The organism is Nocardia sp. NPDC041819 (assembly GCF_055590505.1).
Window position 1 is genome coordinate 322828 of the sequence record NZ_JBVJAP010000003.1, and the last position, 22099, is coordinate 344926.

General features: G+C 67.5%; 19 protein-coding genes. 12 read left to right on the plus strand and 7 right to left on the minus strand.

Annotation, left to right across the window (positions count from 1 at the left end):
• The first annotated feature begins 948 nt into the window (after positions 1-948).
• From ACZ6DL_RS13165 to ACZ6DL_RS13190, 6 genes are all read left to right on the plus strand, one after another.
• Positions 949-1920, plus strand: coding sequence for an acyl-ACP desaturase (locus ACZ6DL_RS13165; protein WP_466050884.1), 972 nt, complete (start codon positions 949-951; stop codon positions 1918-1920).
• 148 nt (positions 1921-2068) lie between these two features.
• Positions 2069-3196, plus strand: a complete 1128-nt coding sequence (gene dusB, locus ACZ6DL_RS13170; RefSeq protein ID WP_466051299.1) for a tRNA dihydrouridine synthase DusB — start codon at positions 2069-2071, stop codon at positions 3194-3196.
• 767 nt (positions 3197-3963) lie between these two features.
• Positions 3964-5727 (plus strand): LCP family protein, encoded by a 1764-nt coding sequence (locus tag ACZ6DL_RS13175; protein ID WP_466050886.1) that lies wholly within the window; start codon positions 3964-3966, stop codon positions 5725-5727.
• 180 nt (positions 5728-5907) lie between these two features.
• Positions 5908-6570 carry a phosphate signaling complex protein PhoU gene (phoU, locus tag ACZ6DL_RS13180; protein ID WP_466050888.1) on the plus strand — a complete coding sequence of 221 codons (663 nt, stop codon included), beginning with the start codon at positions 5908-5910 and terminating at the stop codon, positions 6568-6570.
• 119 nt (positions 6571-6689) lie between these two features.
• Complete coding sequence (locus tag ACZ6DL_RS13185) at positions 6690-6983, plus strand: type VII secretion target (protein ID WP_040864751.1); 294 nt, start codon at positions 6690-6692, stop codon at positions 6981-6983.
• Between the two features lie 125 nt (positions 6984-7108).
• Complete coding sequence (locus ACZ6DL_RS13190; RefSeq protein WP_466050891.1) at positions 7109-8509, plus strand: hypothetical protein; 1401 nt, start codon at positions 7109-7111, stop codon at positions 8507-8509.
• 1069 nt (positions 8510-9578) lie between these two features.
• Here ACZ6DL_RS13190 and pstB read toward each other — a convergent pair.
• From pstB to ACZ6DL_RS13220, 6 genes are all read right to left on the minus strand, one after another.
• Complete coding sequence (gene pstB, locus ACZ6DL_RS13195; RefSeq protein WP_039795034.1) at positions 9579-10355, minus strand: phosphate ABC transporter ATP-binding protein PstB; 777 nt, start codon at positions 10353-10355, stop codon at positions 9579-9581.
• A 21-nt stretch (positions 10356-10376) separates the two neighbouring features.
• Positions 10377-11279 carry a phosphate ABC transporter permease PstA gene (pstA, locus tag ACZ6DL_RS13200; RefSeq protein WP_393234638.1) on the minus strand — a complete coding sequence of 301 codons (903 nt, stop codon included), beginning with the start codon at positions 11277-11279 and terminating at the stop codon, positions 10377-10379.
• Positions 11279-12253: a phosphate ABC transporter permease subunit PstC gene (pstC, locus tag ACZ6DL_RS13205; RefSeq protein ID WP_062968580.1), complete on the minus strand. Its 975-nt coding sequence runs from the start codon at positions 12251-12253 to the stop codon at positions 11279-11281. The genes pstA and pstC overlap by 1 nt, the downstream gene beginning before the upstream one ends.
• Before the next feature lie 91 nt (positions 12254-12344).
• A complete protein-coding gene (pstS, locus tag ACZ6DL_RS13210) occupies positions 12345-13457 on the minus strand; it encodes a phosphate ABC transporter substrate-binding protein PstS (protein ID WP_466050894.1) in 1113 nt (370 codons plus the stop codon).
• A gap of 241 nt (positions 13458-13698) precedes the next feature.
• A complete protein-coding gene (gene mshD / locus ACZ6DL_RS13215; RefSeq protein WP_466050896.1) occupies positions 13699-14619 on the minus strand; it encodes a mycothiol synthase in 921 nt (306 codons plus the stop codon).
• 104 nt (positions 14620-14723) lie between these two features.
• Positions 14724-15488, minus strand: coding sequence for a winged helix-turn-helix transcriptional regulator (locus tag ACZ6DL_RS13220; protein WP_040864770.1), 765 nt, complete (start codon positions 15486-15488; stop codon positions 14724-14726).
• 294 nt (positions 15489-15782) lie between these two features.
• Here ACZ6DL_RS13220 and ACZ6DL_RS13225 point away from each other — a divergent pair, with 294 nt between their 5' ends.
• The 6 genes from ACZ6DL_RS13225 to ACZ6DL_RS13250 all read left to right on the plus strand — a co-directional run bounded on the left by ACZ6DL_RS13225 (position 15783) and on the right by ACZ6DL_RS13250 (position 19870).
• Positions 15783-16583, plus strand: coding sequence for an LmeA family phospholipid-binding protein (locus tag ACZ6DL_RS13225; RefSeq protein ID WP_357119584.1), 801 nt, complete (start codon positions 15783-15785; stop codon positions 16581-16583).
• Positions 16580-17017, plus strand: a complete 438-nt coding sequence (locus ACZ6DL_RS13230) for a thioredoxin family protein (protein ID WP_393234626.1) — start codon at positions 16580-16582, stop codon at positions 17015-17017. The genes ACZ6DL_RS13225 and ACZ6DL_RS13230 overlap by 4 nt, the downstream gene beginning before the upstream one ends.
• Before the next feature lie 287 nt (positions 17018-17304).
• On the plus strand, positions 17305-17799 hold the full coding sequence (locus tag ACZ6DL_RS13235; protein WP_466050899.1) for a DUF4395 domain-containing protein: 495 nt from the start codon (positions 17305-17307) through the stop codon (positions 17797-17799).
• A 29-nt stretch (positions 17800-17828) separates the two neighbouring features.
• Positions 17829-18662 (plus strand): sulfurtransferase, encoded by an 834-nt coding sequence (locus tag ACZ6DL_RS13240; RefSeq protein ID WP_040864742.1) that lies wholly within the window; start codon positions 17829-17831, stop codon positions 18660-18662.
• Positions 18663-18667: 5 nt separating this feature from the next.
• Positions 18668-18973 (plus strand): DUF1416 domain-containing protein, encoded by a 306-nt coding sequence (locus ACZ6DL_RS13245; RefSeq protein WP_040864741.1) that lies wholly within the window; start codon positions 18668-18670, stop codon positions 18971-18973.
• 189 nt (positions 18974-19162) lie between these two features.
• The gene (locus ACZ6DL_RS13250; protein ID WP_393234618.1) at positions 19163-19870 is read left to right on the plus strand and encodes a heme-binding beta-barrel domain-containing protein; all 708 of its coding nucleotides are present in this window, start codon (positions 19163-19165) and stop codon (positions 19868-19870) included.
• A 397-nt stretch (positions 19871-20267) separates the two neighbouring features.
• On the opposite strand, the gene cydC is transcribed toward ACZ6DL_RS13250, so the two are convergent.
• Entirely contained in the window at positions 20268-22052 is a 1785-nt protein-coding gene (gene cydC, locus ACZ6DL_RS13255) for a thiol reductant ABC exporter subunit CydC (RefSeq protein WP_466050902.1), read from the minus strand.
• Between the last annotated feature and the right edge of the window lie 47 nt (positions 22053-22099).

A 22099-nucleotide genomic window follows, 5' to 3' on the forward strand; every position in this document is an offset into this window, starting at 1 on the left:
GCGCCTCGGCCGACAAGCTGTTCGACGGCTCCTTTCCTTACCGTCCTTATGCGGCGGAGAAGGTGGACCGCCATGCAAGGGATTGCGGACGCCTCGGCCGGAGAGCGGATACGACGAGACAGAGTCGTAGGCCTGCCCCACGACCTGGACCACGAGGCGCCCAGTGCGACCGGTCGGATTGTGACAAAGGACATAGTTGATCGGGGGGCCGGTGCCGATCGCGCAGATCGCGACTCGCATCTCGGCGAGCATGCCGCCCTGTGCGGCCACGTGGTCGATCGCGATGGATGACCCAGCGACTCTGGGAAGCCGGTCTGTGCGGCGGAGTTCTGATGTCCATAGCGCCGCCCGAGTTACAGAGGCGCTGCGCCTACAGACGTAGGGGCCATCCGAGAACGCGCTTTCCACCACAGACCGTGCCCGGAAGTACGCCGACCTGATTGTGCGGGGCGGAGCGGGAGAGGCGTCCACACCCATGAGACGGGGATGGGTGGCGATGGGGCGACGCCCGCCGGTTTCGGCCACCGCGACTTGCTCGCCGCCCGGCCGAGGCGGTCGCCGGACCATGCGACGCGAACTCCTGACCGTGGCCTTCCACGAGACCGGCTCACCCGGGCGCAGGCAGGTGAATTCGGCGCGCCATGTTCGACACGCGCGAGCGCTGGGTACTCGATTCATTGTCGGCGCAGGGGCGGATTGTGCGATTCCCCACCTCCCGCTAACGGCGCGAACCCCGCGTCGATAGTCCTCTCGTTCACAGGAAGAACCCATACACTCGTGTGGATCACTGAACGGCAAGACGTCGTATGTGGTGGATCACCAGGGCATCGATCGTCTAACGGATGCGTTTCGCATCACACCTACGGTGCCGTAAGGTATGGCCGCAACGGTATCGGTCTACCTTGGGATGACCTGCACGACCGGAAGCACACACTGAAGGGTTCATACATGGCAAGGGATCTGACTCAACTCGAGCTTCTGACGGAGTTGGAGCCGGTTGCCGAAGAAAACGTCAACCGGCACCTCTCCATGGCAAAGGAATGGCATCCGCACGACTACGTCCCGTGGGACGACGGCCGCAATTTCGCGGCACTCGGTGGGGTGGACTGGGATCCGGAACAGTCCCGGCTCAACGAGGTCGCGAAGGCTGCCATGGTCACCAACCTGCTCACCGAGGACAACCTGCCCTCCTATCACCGCGAGATCGCCGAGAATTTCTCTCAGGATGGCGCGTGGGGCACCTGGGTGGGCCGCTGGACCGCCGAGGAGAACCGCCACGGCATCGTGATGCGGGACTACCTGGTAGTGACCCGCGGCGTCGATCCGGTCGCCCTCGAGGAGGCCAGGATGGTCCATATGACCAACGGCTTCGCCTCCCCTGCCGAAGCCGACGCGGGCTTCCTGCATTCCGTCGCGTACGTCACCTTCCAGGAACTCGCCACCCGGGTCAGCCACCGCAACACCGGCAAGGTCTGTGACGACCCGATCGCCGACCGCATGCTGCAGCGCGTCGCCGCCGACGAGAACTTGCACATGATCTTCTACCGCAACATGTGCGGCGCCGCCCTCGACCTGGCCCCTGACCAGGCCATCGAGGCGATCACCCTGATCCTGGAGAACTTCCAGATGCCGGGCGCCGGCATGCCCAACTTCCGCCGCAACGGCGTGCTGATGGCCAAGCACGGCATCTACGATCTGCGCCAGCACCTGGAAGAGGTCGTCCAGCCGGTGCTGAAGAAGTGGAACATCTTCGAGCGCAGCGACTTCACCGCCCGCGGCGAGGCGGTCCGTGAGCGCCTCGGCCTTTTCCTGGACAAGCTGAGCAAGGACGTCATCAAGTTCGAGGAACAGCGGGACCGGATGCTGGCCCGCGAGGCCGCCAAGCGCGACCGTCAGATGGCGGGCAGCTCCGTAGGCTGAGCGCCCGGTTACAGCACGCCGCCGCCCCGTAGTCCGGGGCGGCGGCGGTTGTATGAACGGCACGGTGCCGCGCCGCGCTGCGACCCGCTCCGGCCGACTTACGTGCGGAAATGAGACACTGGTCGGCGTGACGATGACTACCGAGGCGATGGCGAAGCTTCGGATCGGGCCGTATCCGGTCGATCCGCCGGTCGTGCTCGCGCCGATGGCGGGCATCACGAATCTGGCGTTCCGCAAGTTGTGCCGGGAATTCGGCAGCCCTACCTCGATCTACGTGTGCGAGATGATCACCGCGCGAGCGGTGGTCGAGCGCAACGAGAAGACGCTGCACATGATGTCCTTCGATGCCGACGAGCATCCCCGTTCGATGCAGCTCTACGGTGTGGACCCGGACACGCTCGGCGAAGCGGTGCGCATCATCGTCGGCGAGGGCTGGGCCGACCACGTCGACCTCAACCTCGGCTGCCCCGTGCCCAAGGTCACCCGGCTCGGCGGTGGCGCCGCCCTGCCGTACAAGCGGACGCTGTTCCGGCACATCGTGCGCGCCATGGTGAGGGCGGCGGAACCGGCGGGGGTCCCGATCACCCTGAAGTTTCGCATCGGCATCGATGACGACCACCGCACCTATCTGGACGCGGGACGCATCGCGGAAGCCGAAGGCGCGCGTGCGGTCGCGTTGCACGCCCGCACGGCTGCGCAGCGCTACTCCGGCGAGGCCGACTGGACCGCGATCGCCCGGCTGAAAGAGGCCGTCACCTCGATCCCGGTCCTCGGCAACGGCGACATCTTCTCGGCGGACGACGCGGTCCGGATGATGGACGAGACCGGGTGCGACGGCGTGGTCGTCGGCCGCGGCTGCCTGGGCAGGCCGTGGCTGTTCGCCGAACTGCAGGCGGCGCTGCGCGGGGAGCCGCTGCCCGCCGCGCCCGATCTGGGCCGGGTCGGCGCCGTGCTGTACCGGCACGGGGCGCTCCTGTCCGAGCACCTCGGAGAGGACAAGGCCATGCGTGACCTGCGCAAGCACATGGCCTGGTATTTGATGGGCTTCCCGGTCGGCGCCGACCTGCGTCGCGCGTTCGCCACCGTGGACAGCCTCGCTCGGCTGGAAGATCTTGTCGGGCAGCTCGATCCGACCGCGCCCTTCCCCAAGGACGCGGAGGGCCCGCGCGGGCGTCAGGGCTCGCCGGGCAAGGTCGCGCTGCCGCACGGCTGGCTCGACAACCCGGACGATCCCGCGGTGCCACGCGCGGCCGATGTGATGCACAGTGGCGGCTGATCGGGCAACCGCTCAGCGAACGACGTCGCCGAAACAGCTGTGACCTGTTCGATTTCTCGGTGGGGTGGCCCCCCGTGGCGGAATCGTTATCATTGCGGAATCGGTGCCGCCGGTCGAGTGTGACCTGAGCGGAAAAGCAGGACGAAAAGCGAGGTTCGTTGGTGGGTGACGATCGGCACGGGCGTTCGCCACGGCCCGGAGGTCGCGCCCCGTGGGAGCGGTATCCCGCGGACGACAACTCCGACGGGGACGCCGCACGCACGTCTCGTCGTTCGCGCCATACCGACGCCACTCCGGACCAGAGTTCCGCGCCCCTGACGGTCCAGGATCTCGTCCAGCGGGTCGACAACGAACGCAGCGGCCGCCGAGGCCGTCGCGCCGAGCCCGCACCGCCGGACCCAGGCGCCGCACCCAGCCGAGGACGCCGCGCGGAACCTACCCCGGCTCCCGGGCCCGGCCGAGGACGCCGCGCCGAGCCCATTCCGCCGGACCCGACTGCCGCACCCGGCCGAGGACGCCGCGCCGAGTCCGCACCGCCGGGTGCTGGCACTCCGCCGAGCCAGACGCGCCGCCCCGAGCAGGTACCGCCGCAGGCAGGGCCCCCATCACAACGGGGCAACCGCGCGGAGCCGCCGCAGGAAGCTCCCCGGCCACCGGCCGGCCCGCCCGCGAACCGTCCCCCCACTCCCGCCAACGGCCGCGGCGCCGCAGCCGGTCCCCGGCGTGCACCGGACTCGCCACCACTACGCCAGACGGGTAGCTCGCCGGTGGTCCAGGACATCACGGGCGCCACTCCGGCCGCCCGCGCCACGACCCGCCGCCCGGCCGAGCGCTCGGCGTCCGCCGCACCCGTCGCTCCTCCGGAACCGGAGCTGGCCGAAGAGGTCACCGACGTCCTTCCTCCGCTCGAAGAGCCCACGCGAGCCAAGCGTAAGGGCGTGGGCTGGCCGACCAAGGAGGGCAAGGACGCCAAACCGAAGCCCGTCGGCACCGCCCAGACCCGTCTGCAGGCCTCCCGGCAGCGCCGCAACAAGCGGCTGCGGACCGCGGGAAGAGCGGGGGGAGCAGTGTGCGCCGTCCTCGCATTGCTGGTCACCGGCGGCGGCTGGAGCTACCTGCGGTCGACGACGGACAGCTTCACCCAGGTCAACGCCCTCGACGAGAACTCAGAGGACATCGTCGATTCCAATGCGCAGCTCGGCGACGAGAACTACCTGCTCGTCGGCACCGACACCCGCGCAGGGGCCAACGGTCAGCTCGGCGCGGGCACTTTGGACGACGCCGAAGGCGCCCGCGCGGACACCACCATGCTGGTCCACATCCCGAAGAACCGGAATCGGGTCGTCGTAGTCTCCTTCCCGCGCGACCTGGACGTGACCAGACCCCAGTGCAACGGGTGGGACAACGAGAAAAACAAATACACCGACGAGAAGTTCCCGTCTGCCATGGGCGGCAAGCTCAACGCCGTCTACGCTGTCGGCGGCCCGATGTGCCTCGTCTCAACGATCCAGCGTCTCACCGGCGCGTCGATCAATCACTTCATGGGCATCGACTTCGCCGGTTTCGAGTCGATGGTCAACCAGATCGATGGCGTCGAGGTCTGCGCGTCCAAGCCGCTCGTCGACGAGGTGCTCGGCACCATCCTGGAGCACCCGGGCAAGCAGCGCATCGACGGCCAAACCGCGCTGAACTACGTGCGCGCCAGGCATGTCTACGGTGAGGAGCGCAGTGATTATGACCGCATCAACCGACAGCAACGCTTCCTCGCTTCACTGCTGCGCGGCACGCTGTCCAGCAGGGTGCTGTTCAATCCGAGCAAACTGAACGGCTTCATCAGTGCGCTTCGTGAGCACACCTGGGTCAACAAGGTCGAAACAACCGACCTACTGATGCTGGGACGGTCACTGCAGAAGATCGATGCCGGTGCGGTCACCTTCATCACCGTTCCGACCGCGGGAACTGACTCTTACGGCAACGAGATTCCTCGCGAATCCGACATCAAGGCGATCTTCAAGGCGATCCGCGACGATCAGCCACTGCCGGGCGAGAAGCCGACCGTCCAGGCGAACGCGCCCGTCCCCACCCAGGCCGCCGCGACACCGACCAAGCACCGGGCGGTGGATCCCTCCACCGTCTCGCTGCTGGTGTCCAACGGCTCCGGCGTCGAAGGCCTGGCGCGCACGGCCGCCACCAAACTCGGCAACCAGGGCTTCACGATCTACAACACCGGAAATTACGCCAACGGCACTTCGGCGACGACGAAGGTCCGCTACGCCGCAGGCCTGGAAGCCGAGGCAGCCACCGTGGCCAGCTCGATTCCCGGCGCGACCATCGAGGCCGCCGACGATCTCGGCGGCATCGTCGAGGTCGTCATCGGAGGCGACTCGGCGAACGGTGTCATCGTGAAGGCGCCGACGCCGGTCGGTGACGAGATCAGCAACGTGGTGACGAGCACTCCGAAGGATTCGACGCCGACCGTACTGCCCTCGGACCTGGAACACGTCAACGCGGCCGAGGACATCTGCAAGTAGGACCGGATACACCGCGGCGAGTGTGCGATGCAGGTCACAAATTGCCGCGATGTCGCCGTCTCGGATCCGGCGAATTCCGGTTGTTGACCCGTCAAGGGCAACCGGCGCGCTAATGATGCACACCGGTCATTCACTCGGCGTTCGTGACTTGGTCAGCGTGGCGAACTAGGGTCAGGTTCCATGCGTGTCATCTACAACGAGCAAATGGCCGAGCTCGCCCACCTGCTGGGTGAAATGGCCGGCGTCGCCGGCTCGGCCATGGAGCGGGCGACCCAGGCCCTGCTCCAGGCGGACCTCGCCCTGGCGGAGCAGGTGATCGGTGAATCCGACCGGATCGCGGAGCTGATCCAGGACGCCGAGGAGAAGGCCTTCGCCCTGCTCGCGTTGCAGGCGCCGGTGGCAGGCGACCTGCGGCAAGTGGTGAGCACGATCCAGATCGTCGCCGACGTGAATCGGATGGGCGCGCTCGCGCTGCACGTAGCCAAGGTCGCGCGCAGGCGTCATCCGAACCACGCGCTACCGGAAGCCGTCAACGGCTACTTCGCCGAGATGGGCCGCATCGCGGTGAACATGGGCGCCGGTGCGCGAGAGGTGCTGGAGACCCGCGACCCCGAGCGCGCGGCGCAGCTGAACGAGGACGACGAGGCGATGGACGATCTGCATCGCCACCTCTTCACGCTGCTCATGGACCGGGAGTGGAAGTACGGCGTAGCCGCCGCCGTCGACGTCACACTGCTCGGCCGCTACTACGAGCGCTTCGCCGACCACGCCGTCGAAATCGGCAGGCGGGTGATCTTCCTGGTGACCGGCGTCCTCCCCCCTGACCCGGATTCCGAGGGGTAACCGAAAGGTTTGCCGGGCTTGACGTTTCGCGGGCGGTGAATGATAGATTTGGCCGCGCGGGGCGGGATTGCTCCGGTATAGCGTTACGCCGGAGGGGATCCGGTATGAAGGGGGGCGTCATGAACGTCGATCCAGCAGAGCTGCGCGCGTTGGCCGCGTCGATGGATCAAATCGGCGGCAATATCGGCGGCTTGACGGTGCGTACCACCACGGACGCGCTCGGTAATGTGCTGCCCGGTTCGGCATTGAGCGAGGTGTGCTCGGCGGCGGGTGCGAATGTCGAAGACGCGTGGCGGCGAATGGCCATGCGGTGTAAACGGATTTCCAACATCGCCAAAGGCGGCGCCGCGAACTACGAGGTATCCGACCAGCAGTTTCGCGATGGCCTCGAGGCGATGGGCGCGCAGCTGTGAGGACGACGAACTCGACGCCCACGCTGAGTCAGGTGCGGTCGGAATGGCAACCGTGGAAACTGGGCGAAGCCGGAACGGAAATACGGACTCGCAATGGCGAATTCGTATCGCTGATCGATGAAACGGTGACGCAGATTCGTGCGGCAGGCGCGCATTGGAGTGGCGATGCCTATTACGCGGCCTACGACCGGATAGCCGGCGATCGCGACGCGGCGAACAAAGTGGCGCTGGATACCGAGGAACTCGCGCAGACGTTGATCGATAGCGGAACCAGTCTGGCCGGGTTCCGCCAAGCTTTGCTGGACAAGGTCGACCAGGCCGTCGCGGCCGGATTCACCGTCTCCGAGGACTGGCAGGTCACTCCCGGGCCGGACGTCGCGGACGACGACGGCGACTCGCAGTACACCCACCAGACCGCCGTCACCACGGCGCTGAACGAGCTGCTCGGCACCCAATCGGACGTCGCCACCAAGATCGAGCAGGCAAGCGGGAATGTGCGTGCCCGCAGTGACCAGCTCGGCGACGGCGACCCGCTCGACAGCGGCGAGCAGACGGATCCGACGCTCGCGGTCTACAGCCGGCAGTCCGATAGCGCGAACACCGACGAGGACCCGACCGACCCTTCCACCGCTCCCGCGGGCACGCCGCAGGCCAATCCGATCGCCGAGGAGCAGTCCACCGGCGAAGACGAGACCGATAAGTCGAAGTCGGGCGAGGACAAGAGCGACGACGGCGACAAGAGCACCGGCGAGGACAAGAGCACCGGTGGAGACAAGAGCACCGGCGAAGACAAGAGCACCGGCGAGGACAAGGGCGAGAAGAGTGACGACTCCAAGTCATCCGGCTCCACCGGTCCCGCCAGCGACCCGAATTCCTGGACACCCTCGGATGTGACGAGTCTTATCAGCACGGTGGGCGGGATCACCGGAGATGTGCCGACGTTGATCGAGTCCGTCGGCAAGCTCGACGACGATCTCGACGACATCATCAAAGCGGGCGGAGAGGCGGGAAAGGGCCTGATCGACTCCGCAGGCTCGGCCGCGGAGAACTTCGCGAAGGCCGCCGATACGGTGATCACCAGCGTCGACCAGGCGGCCGACGGCACGCCCGCGGATTCACCGTCCACGGGTGAGCCCGCCAAAGACGGCACACCGGCAGCGGACAAGGCCTCCGACGATTCCACGACCGACCAGCCCTCGAAAGCCGATCCGAACGCGAAAGCCACCGATCCGAAGGCGGATGACCCGACTTCGAAGGCCGACGACAGCAAGGCCGGAAATCCGAATCCGGCGCAGGGCACGGAAACGAAGCCGGAACAACAGCCCGCGTCCGTCCGGCAGGCGAGCTACACCGGTACCGAACCCACTGCGCCCAGCAGCACTTCCGCGCCCAGCTCACCGTCGACCGCACCTGCGAGTACCGGTTTGCTCGGAGGACACATCGCGAATCGGCAATCGGATTCGGAACACACCCGTCGAGTAGAAGCGGCGCAGACGCCGCTGTTCGAGACACCCCCGGACCAGTAGATCAGCATTTCCTGTTCCGAATGGAGAGAGGCCCTGGGTAGCCGACTCGCCAACCAGGGCCTTTCCTCTGCCCGTGCCGATCGAAGCCGCCTGACCAGCGGCAACGACGCTTCTCACCGGTTCCATCAGCAACCCGGCTCAGCATCGGTATGCGCCGACCGAGATGCTCGAGGCCCCCGGTCCGGCCGCGAACCTTCTCCACGACCCGCACCGCCGCCGGACCGTAGCCGGCGACAATGACGAAATCGGCCCCGACCGCTGGTAGCGGGCGGGGCCGATCGTTCGACTGCTGGGTTATGCGCCGACGGCGTGCCAGTTGTCGACGGAGTGGATTACAACAGGAGCCGGTATCACTATCCGGCCACGATCCATCCGTACGAGCCTCCGCCGTATGAGTAACATATCCACTTCGTCGTGCCCTCATACCGAGTGTTGCCAACGGTATACGCATTGCAAGGCGCTGTCGGCGTAGCCTCAGCTTGCGGGGCAAGCATCGCCGCGGCCAAGATCGTGGCCACACCGACCAAAGCACCAGAGAACAATCGTACTGCCATCATGAAACCTCTTTCGCATCAACGGATTACCCAGAGGTCGCGTCATTCGACCCCCCCTTATTTCACACAGCCTACCGAACCATGTTGGAAGAGACAATGACTCGAGCTCACCTTCCGCACCCGTTCGAAAGGGATCCTCTACCGGGATAGGTGCGACGCCGCGCAGCCGCGCGATTGCCGCTTCGGAGATCAGCCGATCGGGGTTGTCACCGATCGAAATAACTAGGGCGGCAGCGGTATCCGGCACAGCGGCGAATACCTGCATCGTTTCTGGCGCGACGCGTTCGAGGAGTTCGCCGACGTGCTTCTCCAGGTGGTCGGCGTGGGTCTGGCAATCGAGGACGAGCTGGGCGAGTGACCGCAGCGCGAGTTGGGTCGCGCGGCAATCGGGTCGGCAAGTCCCGGGCCTGATGCGGCACTAGTTCCGGGCCGGAACGCAGAAAGGCCCCAGGCATACCCAGGGCCTTTCACTTCGCCTGTAGCAGCCTCGGTGCGCAGCCGCTCGGCAACCGGAATCAGCCGAAACGGCCGGAGATGTAGTCTTCCGTGGCCTTCTGCGACGGGTTGGAGAAGATCTTCTCGGTGTCGTCGATCTCGATCAGCTTGCCCGGCTTGCCCTGGGCCTCCAGGTTGAAGAAGCCGGTCTGGTCACTCACGCGCGCGGCCTGCTGCATGTTGTGGGTGACGATGACGATGGTGAATTCCTTCTTCAGCTCGGTGATCAGGTCCTCGATCGCGAGGGTGGAGATCGGGTCGAGCGCCGAGCAGGGCTCGTCCATGAGCAGCACATCGGGCGACACGGCGATGGCGCGCGCGATGCACAGACGCTGCTGCTGACCGCCGGAGAGGCCGCCGCCCGGCTTGTCCAAGCGGTCCTTCACCTCGTTCCACAGGTTGGCGCCGCGCAGCGAGCGCTCGGCCACCTCGTCGAGTTCCTTCTTGTTGCGCACTCCTTGCAGCTTCAGGCCCGCGACCACGTTGTCCTTGATGGACATGGTGGGGAACGGGTTGGGCCGCTGGAAGACCATGCCGATCGTGCGGCGCACGCCCACCGGGTCGACCTGGGTGCCGTAGATGTCCTCACCGTCGAGCAGCACCGCGCCCTCGACCCTGGCGTTCGGGGTTACCTCGTGCATGCGGTTGAGCGAACGCAGCACGGTGGACTTGCCACAACCCGAGGGACCGATGAAGGCGGTCACGCTGCGCGGCAGCACGGTCAGCGAGACATCGGACACGGCATGGAACTTGCCGTAGTAGATGTTCAGATCTTTGACGTCGATCCGCTTGGCCATTGTCGGTAATCCGTTCCGCTTCTATCGGTTCCGGGTGAGCAGGCGGTTGAGGACCGCAGCCGCGAGGTACAGGAAGGCGATGATGATGATGAGGGTCAAAGCCGCGCCCCAGACTCGCTCGCGTCCGGCGGCTTCGGGGTTGGCCAGCTCCTGGTAGATCAACAGCGGCAGCGACGCCATATTGCCGTCGAAGATGTTCGTGTTGATCGACTTGCTGTAGCCGACCAGCACCAGCACGGGAGCGGTCTCGCCCATCACCCTGGCGATGGCGAGCAGGATGCCGCTGATCATGCCGGGCAGGGCGGTCGGCACCACGATCCGCACGATGGTCTTCCACTTCGGGATACCCAGCGCGTAGGACGCTTCGCGTAATTCGTCGGGCACCAGTTTGAGCATTTCCTCGGTGCTGCGGACGACCACCGGCAGCATCAGCAGCACCAATGCCAGCGACACCGCGAGCGAGCTCTGCGGGAACCCGAGCGTCGCGATCCACAGCGCGAAGATGAACAGCGCCGCGACGATCGACGGCACGCCGGCCAGGATGTCGACCATGAAGGTCGTGGTCTTGGCCAGCACGCCACGGCCGTATTCGACCAGGTACACCGCGGCCATGATGCCGAGCGGCACCGCGATGACCGTCGCGACCAGCGACTGGGCGATGGTGCCGTAGATGGCGTGGTACACGCCGCCCGCGACCTGGTTGGGCAGCACGCCCTTCAGCGAGTTCTGCCACCAGTTGGCCCGGACCACGGCGCTGAAGCCCTTGGTGATCACCATGATCAGGACCCACGCCAGTGGCACGAGCGCGATGCCGAACGCCAGCCAGACCAACCCGGTCGCGAGGTTGTTTCGTATCCGGCGCGACAGGCTCACGTCCCGGAAGGTGGGCGGCTTGATCGGCCGGTCCAGAGTCGAGGTGGTCATCACCCGTTCACCCTTCCGCCCGCGGCGAGTCGAGCCAGCGCATTCACGACGAAGGTCAGCGCGAACAGGACGAAGCCTGCCGCGATATACGCGCCGGTCGGCAGCGGAGCGCTGAACTCCGCCGCGGCCGAGGCGATTTTGGAGGCGAAGGTGTAGCCGCCGTCGAACACCGACCACTGTCCCGGCTGCGCGGCCGTCTTCAGCACGATCAGCACGGCGATCGTCTCGCCGAGCGCACGGCCGAGGCCGAGCATGGCGCCCGCGATCATGCCGCTGCGGCCGTACGGCAGCACCGTCATCCGCACGACTTCCCATTTCGTCGCGCCGAGCGCCTGCGCCGCCTCGATGTGGGCGCGCGGGGTGAGGTTGAACACCTCACGGCTGACCGACGTGATGATCGGCAGGATCATCACCGCGAGCACGACGCCCGCGGTGAAGATCGTGCCGCCGCTGGCCAGCGGAATATTGCCGTCCGAGAACAGGAACAGCCATCCCAGGTTGTCGTTCAGGAAGGTCTGGATCGGCTCCAGTTGCGGAGCGAGCACCAGGATTCCCCAGAGACCGAACACGATCGAGGGCACCGCCGCGAGCAGATCGACGACCACCGAGAACGGCCGCGCCAGCGTCTTCGGCGCGTAGTGCGTCAGAAACAGCGCGATGCCGATGCCGATCGGAACAGCGAGCACCAGTGCGAAGATCGAACTCAGCACCGTGACCATGAACAGGTCCCGGATGCCGAACCGCAGGTGGTTGGCGTCCGAGGTGTTGAAGTCGGTGCTGGTGAAGAAGTTCGCCTCGTTCGCCAGCACCGACGGCACCGCTCGGATGAGCAGGAACAGTGCGATCAGCGCGATGGCGGCGACGATGATCGCACCGGCCGCCGTCGCCAGAGAGCGGAAGATGATCTCCGCTCGCTGGCTGTGCTGCGGACGGGCCCTCTTCGCGGCCGGATCGTTGCTCGGCTTGCTCGGCATGAGCGCAGTATCTCCGCCTGCTCGCTGGTCGGTCGAATTCGACGGACCAGCGGCGGCAACCTCGTCGTGCACGGTCATGTTGGGACTGCTATCAGGAGATGGCGTTGATGGCGGTGGTCAGCTTGGTCTTGAACTGCTCCGGGATCGGGATGTACCCGGCCTCGTCCAAGCCCTGCTGGCCGTTGGTGACCGCCGAGGTGAGGAAGGCCTTGACCGCCTTCGACGTGGCGGCGTCGGAGTACTTCGAGCACACGATCTCGTAGGTCGGCATGACGATCGGGTACGCGCCCGCCACCGACGGCTTGTAGAACGAGGAGGTGTCGATGACCAGGTCGTTACCCTGGCCGGAGATCTTCGCAGACTCGATCGCCTTGCCCGCCGACGCGACGCTCAGCGTCACCGGGTCCTTGCTCGCCGAGGTGATGATGCGCGCGATCGACAGGTTCTGCGCCTTCGCGAAGGACCACTCGTTGTAGGTGATCGAGTTCTTGGTGCTCTTCACCGCGCCCGAGGTGCCCTCGTTGCCCTTCGAGCCCGCGCCGACGCCACCGTTGAAGGCCTTGCCCGCGCCCTTGCCCCAGGCACCGTCGGAGGCGGAGTCCAGGTAGAGCTGGAAGTTGTCGGTGGTGCCCGACTCGTCGCTGCGGAAGATCACGGCGATCGGCTCGGACGGCAGCTTGGCGTTCGGGTTCAGCGCCTTGATCTCCGGGGCATCCCAGGTGGTCACGGAGCCGTTGAAGATCTTGGCGGCGGTCGGGCCGTCCAGCGTGAGATCGGCGACGCCGTCGATGTTGTAGGTGATCGCGACCGGGCCGAACACGGTCGGCAGGTTCCACGCGGGCGATGCGCAGCGGTCGGCGGCCTTCTTCGGCTCGTCCTTCTTCGCGCTCAGCGGCGAGTCGGAGCCACCGAAATCGGTCTGGCCACCGAGGAATTCGCTCACACCGGCACCGGAACCGCTGGAGGTGTAGTTGAGCGTGGAACCGTCGCAGTTCTTCTCGTACGCGGCGATGAAGCGCTCCATCGCGTTCTTCTGCGCCGAGGAACCGCTGGCCTTGAGGGCCTCCTTGCCGCCGCAGGCGACGTCGACCTTCGCCACGTTGCTCGTGTCGGTCGCGGTGTTGTCGTCGCTGCCACAGGCGGCCAACGTCATGGCGCCGACGGCCAGCACACCGACGAGGGCGCTGCTGCGCTTGAGATTCACTATTCCTCCGGAATGGCGTCCAACTCGTCCGGTCCCTCACCGGCCCGGACGGGTGCTGTGGTGCTGTTCGCGGGGAACTTGCGCACCAGGCAGCAGTGTGCTGCCCTCACTCAACCTAAAGTCACGTGGTTGACAGTTGGACCGACCTGAGTGAACGGAGAGTGAACAGCCCGGCGCGATTGCACCTGGTAGATGTGACGTTTGCCCCAGTTTTACTCGCGGACACCCGTTCTGCCGCCTGCTATTCAGCATCCGCCGCGGCGTAGGCGACGTCGACATGCGCGGGGGCGAATCCGAGCCGGGTATAAGTGCGCACCGCGGCGGCATTGTCGGCCTCGGTATAGAGCAACACCTCGGCCAACCCGCGGTCCCGCAGGTGACGCAAACCGGCGAGAGTGAGCAGACGACCGAGCCCACGCCCCTGCGCCGCCGGATCGATACCGACCACGTAGACCTCACCGAGCGGCGGATTCTCCGCGTGATGCACCTTGGTCCAGTGGAATCCGAGCAAACGGCCGGGCGCGGCCGGGTCGAATGCCAGGAACAGGCCCGCCGGATCGAACCACGCCTCGGCGCGGCGGAGTTCGATGTCACGCCGGGTCCACCCGCCCTGTTCGGGATGCCAGGCGAAGGCCGCGCTGTTCACCCGCAGCAATTCCGCGTCGTCGGCGGGGCCCGCGTAGGTGCGCAACACGATGTCGTCCGGCACGCTCAATTCCGGTAGCTCAGGACTTGCCAGTGACCGTCGCATCTGCCAGAGCTCACGCGCGGTCCGCAACCCGAGCCGCGCAGCGACGGCTTTGGCCGCCGGCCGGTCACCGTGCGCCCAGACCCGCGCGCCCGGACCACCCTCGGCCAGAGCGTCCTGGACCAGAGCGGCGCCGACCCCGTGGCCGCGCTGGGACGGATCGACCGCGACCTCGGCCATCGCGGGATGGTCGCCGTGCGCGGGAACGAGATTCGCGTAGCCCGCGATCGCGCCGTCGCGCCGAGCGAGCAGATGGCGTGCTCCGGTGTGCTCGCCCGAGGTGAGCGACAGCACGGCCTGCTCCGAGACCGGGGCGACCCCGTCGGCCGCGGTCGCACGCGCCAGCAGATCGGTGATCGACTGCGCGGTGTCCGCGTCGAGACGATCGGTCCACCGTGTTGTCACGCCGCTCATCGGCCTCCGTTCATCGAGCCCAGCGGACTCCGCTCGGAGTCCGCCCTTGGCAACGTCGTAGGGGCGGGCGGCATTTCGGAGTCCGATGCGCGAGCCGCCGGGAACTACTGCGCGGAGCCGTTGACCGGCGTGAGCGGGGAGTCGTCGGTGCCCTCGTTGTCCTCGTCCGGGAAGCTCACCTGCTCGCCCTTGGCCGCCGCGCGCGACGGGCGCACGGCCTTGTAACCGACATTGCGCACCGTGCCGATCAGCGATTCGTATTCGGTGCCCAGTTTGGCGCGCAAGCGCCGCACGTGCACGTCCACGGTGCGGGTGCCGCCGAAGAAGTCGTAACCCCACACCTCCTGCAACAGCTGCGCGCGGGTGAACACCCGGCCTGCGTGCTGCGCGAGATATTTCAGCAGCTCGAACTCCTTGTAGGTGAGGTCGAGCGGGCGGCCGCGCAACCGCGCGGTGTAGGTGCCCTCATCGATCACCAGCTCGCCGAGCGTGATCTTGCCGGTGTTCTCCGGGCTTGCGACGCCGCCGTTGCGCCCGACCAGCAGCCGCAATCTGGCGTCGAGTTCGGCGGGGCCGGTACCGGGCAGCAGGATGTCGTCGAGCCCCCAGTCCGCGTTCACCGCGACCAGGCCACCCTCGGTGAGCACCGCGACGACCGGCACCGAGGACCCGGTGCTGCCGAGCAAGCGGCACAGGCCACGGGCCGCGGCCAAGTCGGTTCTCGCGTCCACCAACGCGACGTCCGCGGTGCCTGCCTCGAGCAGTGACGCCACTTCCGTCGGCGCGGGGCGCACGTTGTGCGCGAGCAACGCAAGCGAGGGCAACACCGACTCGGGGTTGGGGTCGGAGGTAAGCAGGAGCAGCTCCACAGGCCCTCCTCCCATCTCGTAGCCACGCGGATGCGGCAGCACCGCCGCGGCCGCGTCGCTAATCACAGGTAATCGGATGCAAGATTAGCGCGTAACAAGGCATGACCACGCATTCCGGGGTCCACGACCGCAGCGGAGGACACCCGCGAGCCCGGCTCGGGCCAACCGATATGGTGCGTACATGGGTTACGTACCGGGCAGGCCCGCCACCGGCGGGGCGCCCGGTACGGCAGCCGAACGCGCGCCGCGCGGCTACCGGCCGCAGCGGCCCGAGACCCGGAGAGACGGGGGAGCATGCGCAAGCTGATCATCGGCCTGCTGTGTCTGGCGGGTTTCGCCGTCGTCGTCGACTTCAGCACCGCGGCCTATTCGGAATATCGCGTGTCCCGCGCGCTGCGCGACGGCGCCGATCTCACCGCCGATCCCGAGGTGACGATTCACGGTTTCCCCTTCCTCGGCCAGGCCTGGGACAGCCGCTACGACCACGTGGAGATCCGGGCGCGCGCGAAGCGTGCGGACATCCCCGGCGAAACCGCCCTGGAGGCGACGCTGACGGGAGTGCGGCTCCCGGTCGGCGAACTCGTCGACGGCAGCCTGCGCGGCGTCCCCGTGGAGCGAGTGGACAGCAGGTTGCGGGTGGAGCCGACCGAACTCGGCAGGCTGTTCACCATCCCCGATCTGCAGGTGCATTCGCGGCCCGCGGACAAGTCCGACGGGACCGGAGGATCGGGTGGTTCCGGCATGACCACCACGGGCGCGCTGGTGCTCACCGGCACCCTGCCCGAGACGCCCGGCGCGCAGTACAGCGGCGAGAAAGTGAGCGTGCAGGCCGATCTGTCGCTCGACGGCGATCAGGTGAAGATCGTGGCGACGGGTTTCTATCGCGGCCCGCCCGGCACCGAGACCATGCCTGTGGCGGTGATCACCGAGGCCGATCGTCCCGCGGTGCTCGCCCGGTTCACCCGTACCATCGATACCAAGGAGTTGCCGTTCGGCGTCCGGCCCACCAAGGTCTCCGCCCAGGGCGGTCAGATCGTCGTGGAGGGCAAGGGCGTGAACGTCACGATCGACCTCGACCGATTGCAGCGACCATGATCCAAGTCACCATCCTGGCAGTCGTACTGCTCGCCGCGCTGGCGGTGGGCATCCTGCTGCGCCGCCGTGAAGGCAAGGTACGCGCGGCCGACGGCATCGACCTGTCCGACCGCGCGGATCTGCTGGCGGCCGTCGGGGTGACCGGCGACGGTCCCGCGGTCCTGCATTTCTCCGCCGAATGGTGCGGGCCGTGCGACGCGGTTCGCCGGGTGGTTGCCAATGTCACCGACCAGCTCGCGGGATCGCCGCAGCCGCCTCAGGACATCGAGGTGGACATCGACGCCGAGCCCGCTCTCGCGCGGGAGTTGAACGTGCTGTCGCTGCCCACCACGTTCGTCTTCGACACCGCGGGCAGGGAACGGTTCCGCATTTCCGGCGTGCCCAAGGCCACCGATCTGCAGTCCGCGCTGGAGCCGCTGACCGCAGCGGCCTGAGCTGCGACGACAAGTCCCCTCGACGGATGTGATCCACCCCGGGTCCAATTCCCCCGCCGAATTGGGTAAACTGCTGACGTGCTTTCCAACCACGAGCTGATGCTCACCCGACGCCGCACAGTGGATCTGTGTCGGCTCGGTGGTTGTTGCTGCCTGTGCCGCTGATCGGTCGGCTTCCCCGGATTTCCTGACGCCGACCCCTGTCCGCCGCGCGAGTGATCTCACGATCCCCCGGCGAATTGGCAAATCTTCAGTCATCGGACTTTCCCAGCGCAGGAGTACGCACAATGTCCACCCAGATCCGTAACAGTTCCGGAACGCAACCCACTACCGCAGACCAGGTCGATGTTCGCGGCCCGCGCTTCGCCGCATGGGTGACCACCGGCGTCCTCGTGGTCATCCTGCTCGCCGCCGCGTTCTCGCCCGGCGCGGCCGCGGTCCTGATCGCCCTGCAGGCGGTCGTCTTCGCGATCGGCGCGGCCCTCGGTCCGCGCCGCCATCCGTATGGCCGGATCTACGCGGCATTCGTCGCGCCGCGCCTGGCGCCGACCAGCGCGACCGAGCCGACGGCGCCGCTGCGGTTCGCGCAGCTGCTCGGTTTCGTCTTCGCGGCCGTCAGCCTGCTGGGCTTCGCGCTCGGCTCCACAGTCGTCGGCGCGGTGTTCGCCGGCTTTGCCCTGTTCGCGGCGTTCCTGAACGCGGCGTTCGGGATCTGCCTGGGTTGCCAGATCTACCCGCTGGTCGCCCGTCTCCGCCGGAGCCCGTCACCGGCATCGAACTGACCCTGCTCGTCATCTCTGAAAGGAAAACAATGGCTCGCTCCGATGTCCTGGTCTCCGTTGACTGGGCCGAAGAGAACCTCAACGCCCCCGGCGTCGTCTTCGTCGAGGTCGACGAGGACACCTCCGCCTACGACGGTGGGCACATCGAGGGTGCCGTCCGGCTCGACTGGAAGAAGGACCTGCAGGATCAGGTTCGTCGCGACTTCGTGAACCAGGAGCAGTTCTCCGATCTGCTCTCGGCCCGCGGCATCTCGAACGACGACGAGGTCATCCTGTACGGCGGCAACAACAACTGGTTCGCCGCGTACGCCTACTGGTACTTCAAGCTGTACGGCCACAACAACGTCAAGCTGCTCGACGGTGGCCGTAAGAAGTGGGAGCTCGACGGCCGTCCGCTGTCCACCGAGGCGGTGAACCGGCCCGCCACCCAGTACAAGGCGTCGGCGCCCGACCTGTCCATCCGCGCCTTCCGCGACGAGGTCATCGCGGCCATCGGCACCAAGAACCTGGTCGACGTGCGTTCGCCCGACGAGTTCACCGGCAAGATTCTGGCGCCCGCCCACCTCCCGCAGGAGCAGAGCCAGCGTCCTGGCCACATCCCCGGCGCCATCAACGTGCCGTGGAGCAAGGCCGCGAACGAGGACGGCACCTTCAAGTCCGATGCCGAGCTGACCGAGATCTACAAGGAAGCCGGCCTGGACGGCGAGAAGGAGACCATCGCCTACTGCCGGATCGGCGAGCGCTCCTCGCACACCTGGTTCGTGCTGCAGGAACTGCTCGGCCACCAGAACGTCAAGAACTACGACGGGAGCTGGACCGAGTACGGCTCGCTCGTCGGCGCTCCGATCGAGTTGGGAGAGTAAGAGATATGTGTGCAGCACCTACCCAGGGTCAGGCCATCCCGGCCGGTGTCGACGTGGAGAAGGAAACGGTCATCACCGGCCGTGTCCTGAGCGCCGACGGCCAGCCGGTGGGCGGGGCGTTCGTGCGCCTGCTCGACGGCAACGGTGATTTCACCGCCGAGGTCGTCGCCTCGGGCACCGGTGACTTCCGGTTCTTCGCGGCTCCCGGCTCGTGGACCGTCCGTGCGCTCTCCTCGGCGGGCAACGGCTCGGCCGAGGTGCGCCCCGAGGGCGCGGGCATCCACTCGGTCGACGTCACGGTCGCCAAGTAAGACGCCGCACCGGTCGAACGGCCCCGGTCGCTTTCCGCTCCGCGGAAGCACCGGGGCCGTTTGCGTGCCGCGACGAGGGGGTCGTTAGACTCGGATCGTGGTCCTCTTCTTCGAGATTCTGCTGGTGGCCGTGGCCGTTCTGATCGGCTGGTTCGGCCTCTACGTCTTCTACCGGCTGTTCACCGAATCATGAGCGAACTCGCGAGCGAAGGTTCCAACCCGGCCGAGCGAGCGAGTGAACAACTGAACGGAACCGCTCCGGCCGATTCCGCCGGTCGCCGCAGCGGTGACCAGGCCGTGGCCGACGCGGCCGAACGGGCGAGATCGACCGGCGCGCGAAATATCCCGGTCCTACCGGATCTTCCGCTGCCCGAGGACACCGCCAATCTGCGCCTCGGCCCGGATCTGAGCGCCTCGATGCTCGCGCTGCTGCCGCTGGTGGGCGTGTGGCGCGGCGAGGGCGAGGGCAACGACCCCGAGCGCGGGGACTACCGGTTCGGCCAGCAGATCGTCGTCTCGCACGACGGTGGCGACTACCTGGCCTGGGAATCCCGGTCCTGGGTGATCGAGGCCGACGGCGACTACGGCGGCCCCGACCTGCGGGAGAGCGGCTTCTGGCGGGTCGGCATCGACGGCAACGACGAGGTCATCGAATTGCTGCTGTCGCACAGCAGCGGCATCGTCGAGCTGTTCTACGGCCAGGCGTTGACCCAGTCGTCCTGGGAACTGGCCACCGACGTGGTGATCCGCAGCCAGTCCGGCATCGTCGTGGGCGGCGCCAAGCGCCTCTACGGCATCGTCGAAGGCGGCGATCTGGCCTACGTCGAGGAACGCGTCGTAGCCGACGGCCCCCTCGAACCACGCCTCTCGGCCCGCCTCCAGCGCTACATCGGCTGAGCCGGGCCCGTCAACCGCCTGACCCGGCAACTGATATCACTGCCAACGCGACAGCTGATCTCGAAAGAACATGGGTAACTCACCGGGTACGCCCAAGACCCCGGCACACCCTGACGCAGGACCTGTGACCAACCCGAGCGGCCCCCGACTTGTATGGCCTGAAGACCCGGAGAGGCGGAACAGCCCCCGAGCCATACCGGTACGACTCTCATCGCACGGGTCCGGTCGGACAGACCGGGGCTCGGGGGCCGGGTGACTGCCTGGAATTCGCTCAGCGCTCGCGCGGGCGAAATCCACCTGCAGCGGTGGCGCTAGCGGACAGCCACCTCACGTGTCCTATGAATATCCATTCGTCGAACCACCTCCTTCCTCGTGTACGAACGAATCTAGCGGCGTGTCAGCGGCTCGGCAACGGAATTTCTCGGTGGGCGGAATCGGGGGCGTCACACGCTGTCGCTCGCGCCGCGAATTCCGTTGCGACCAGGCCCGATGCGGTGATCCGGAGCACCGTGTCGGCCTGATGGTCCTCCGGCAGTTGATGTGTGACAACGACCACGACGCGATCGGGTTCCACGATGCCGCTGTCGACGTCCAACAGGTCGCGCAGCAGCTGCGCCCCGGGCTCGGCCTCCAGGTGCTCCGTCGGTTCATCGAGCAGCAACACCCGAGCCGGTGACACGAGCGCCCGCGCGAGCAGTATCCGGCGACGCTGGCCGCCCGACACAGCGGCCGCTCCCCCGGCCAGGCCGGTGTGCACCCCCTCCGCTAGCCCGTCCAGCCAGTCACCGAGACCGACTGTCCGCAACGCCTTCTCGGCGTCTTCGGCGGTCAGATCGCCACGCGCTACCCGCAGATTCTCCAGCACCGAGGTGCCGAACAGGTGCGCGTCCTCGGCGAAGAAGGTGATGCCGGGGCGCGGTGTGCCGAACAACCCCGCCCACTTCATCAGCAGGGTCGTCTTGCCCGCGCCGCTGGGGCCGACCACCGCGATCCGCCTGCCCCGAGGCAGTTCCGGCACGCGCGCGTCCTGTAACCGGGCCGAGGGCGCGAGGCTCGTCCGCCGTCCTTCCGGCTCCGAGTCGTAGCCGGGCCGGGAGTCACAGGGGTCTGTCGCCGTGCCGGTGGGCGAACCGGATTCGAATCCGTCCAGGCGATGCAGCGCGGCACGGGCGGTCGTCAGGGCCTGCGCCGCTGCGGGCAGCGGGCCGACCGCTTCGAAGGCCGAGAGGGGCAAGAGAACCAGGACGACCAGCGCCATCGGTGTCATCGCGCCCGCGGCACCGCCATCGGGGCCGTAGATGGTGATGCCGATCAGCAGGGCGCCCAGCACGGCGGCGCCGATCGAGAGCGGCGTGGCGGCGGCGGCCCAGGCGCTGCGCCGGGCGGCCCGGTCCTCCGCGGCGACGGCTCGGCGTGACGCCGCTGCGGCCGCGTCGAGAGCGGCGTCGAGACGACCGGCGACGCGCAATTCCGCCGCGTGGTCGAGGACTGTCAAAGCCTGCGCGGTGAACTCCGCCCGGTCGGCGAGGACGGCGCGTTCCGCCTCCGACGCCGCCGCGGCCGACAACCACGGCGCGACGATGCCGGACAGGGCCAGCGCACCCGCCAGGATGCCTGCGGCGGCCGGGGAGATCGTGGCCAGGAGCCCGACGGCCGCGACCGAGAGGACGAGGGCGACCGCGACCGGCACGAACACGCGGACCACCACGGCGCCCAGGTCGTCGATGTCACGGCCGACGCGGACCAGGAGATCACCGCGGCGCGGCGGCTTCGTCTCCCCGGCGGGCGCATCCGATCGGTCGTGCCCGGTCCGCGGGACCTCGGGCCTGCGCAGCCAGAAATCCGAGCGAGCCAGCGTACGGTAGACCGTGGTGCGCGCGGTCGTCATGGCGCGCAGGGCCACGTCGTGCGTGGCGAGACGTTCCAGGTACCGGCACAGGCCGCGCGAGATGCCCAGCGCGCGCACCGCGACCACGGCGATGCTCAGGTCGAGCACCGGCGGCATCTGCCAGGCTCGCGCGATCAGCCAGGCCGCCAGCGCCGCGAGACCGAGCCCGCTGCCCAGCGCCAGCACACCCCACCCGATCGCCACCGCGACCCGCCCGCGGGACAATTCGAGCAGCGTCCACATCCGGCGCAGATCACCGAACGTCGTCGTGTCGCGTGAAACGGCCCGCGTCATCGCGATCGCCCCTCTCGCCCGTCCCTCGCGTCGGCTCGCGAACCGCG

Excerpts from the sequence above, each read along its gene's own strand:
- ACZ6DL_RS13165 (WP_466050884.1), top strand. The coding sequence starts at position 949 with ATGGCAAGGGATCTGACTCAACTCGAGCTTCTGACGGAGTTGGAGCCG.
- dusB (WP_466051299.1), top strand. The coding sequence starts at position 2,069 with ATGGCGAAGCTTCGGATCGGGCCGTATCCGGTCGATCCGCCGGTCGTG.
- phoU (WP_466050888.1), top strand. The coding sequence starts at position 5,908 with ATGCGTGTCATCTACAACGAGCAAATGGCCGAGCTCGCCCACCTGCTG.
- ACZ6DL_RS13185 (WP_040864751.1), top strand. The coding sequence starts at position 6,690 with ATGAACGTCGATCCAGCAGAGCTGCGCGCGTTGGCCGCGTCGATGGAT.
- pstB (WP_039795034.1), bottom strand. The coding sequence starts at position 10,355 with ATGGCCAAGCGGATCGACGTCAAAGATCTGAACATCTACTACGGCAAG.
- pstA (WP_393234638.1), bottom strand. The coding sequence starts at position 11,279 with ATGACCACCTCGACTCTGGACCGGCCGATCAAGCCGCCCACCTTCCGG.
- pstC (WP_062968580.1), bottom strand. The coding sequence starts at position 12,253 with ATGCCGAGCAAGCCGAGCAACGATCCGGCCGCGAAGAGGGCCCGTCCG.
- mshD (WP_466050896.1), bottom strand. The coding sequence starts at position 14,619 with ATGAGCGGCGTGACAACACGGTGGACCGATCGTCTCGACGCGGACACC.
- ACZ6DL_RS13225 (WP_357119584.1), top strand. The coding sequence starts at position 15,783 with ATGCGCAAGCTGATCATCGGCCTGCTGTGTCTGGCGGGTTTCGCCGTC.
- ACZ6DL_RS13230 (WP_393234626.1), top strand. The coding sequence starts at position 16,580 with ATGATCCAAGTCACCATCCTGGCAGTCGTACTGCTCGCCGCGCTGGCG.
- ACZ6DL_RS13235 (WP_466050899.1), top strand. The coding sequence starts at position 17,305 with ATGTCCACCCAGATCCGTAACAGTTCCGGAACGCAACCCACTACCGCA.
- ACZ6DL_RS13240 (WP_040864742.1), top strand. The coding sequence starts at position 17,829 with ATGGCTCGCTCCGATGTCCTGGTCTCCGTTGACTGGGCCGAAGAGAAC.
- ACZ6DL_RS13245 (WP_040864741.1), top strand. The coding sequence starts at position 18,668 with ATGTGTGCAGCACCTACCCAGGGTCAGGCCATCCCGGCCGGTGTCGAC.
- ACZ6DL_RS13250 (WP_393234618.1), top strand. The coding sequence starts at position 19,163 with ATGAGCGAACTCGCGAGCGAAGGTTCCAACCCGGCCGAGCGAGCGAGT.
- cydC (WP_466050902.1), bottom strand. The coding sequence starts at position 22,052 with ATGACGCGGGCCGTTTCACGCGACACGACGACGTTCGGTGATCTGCGC.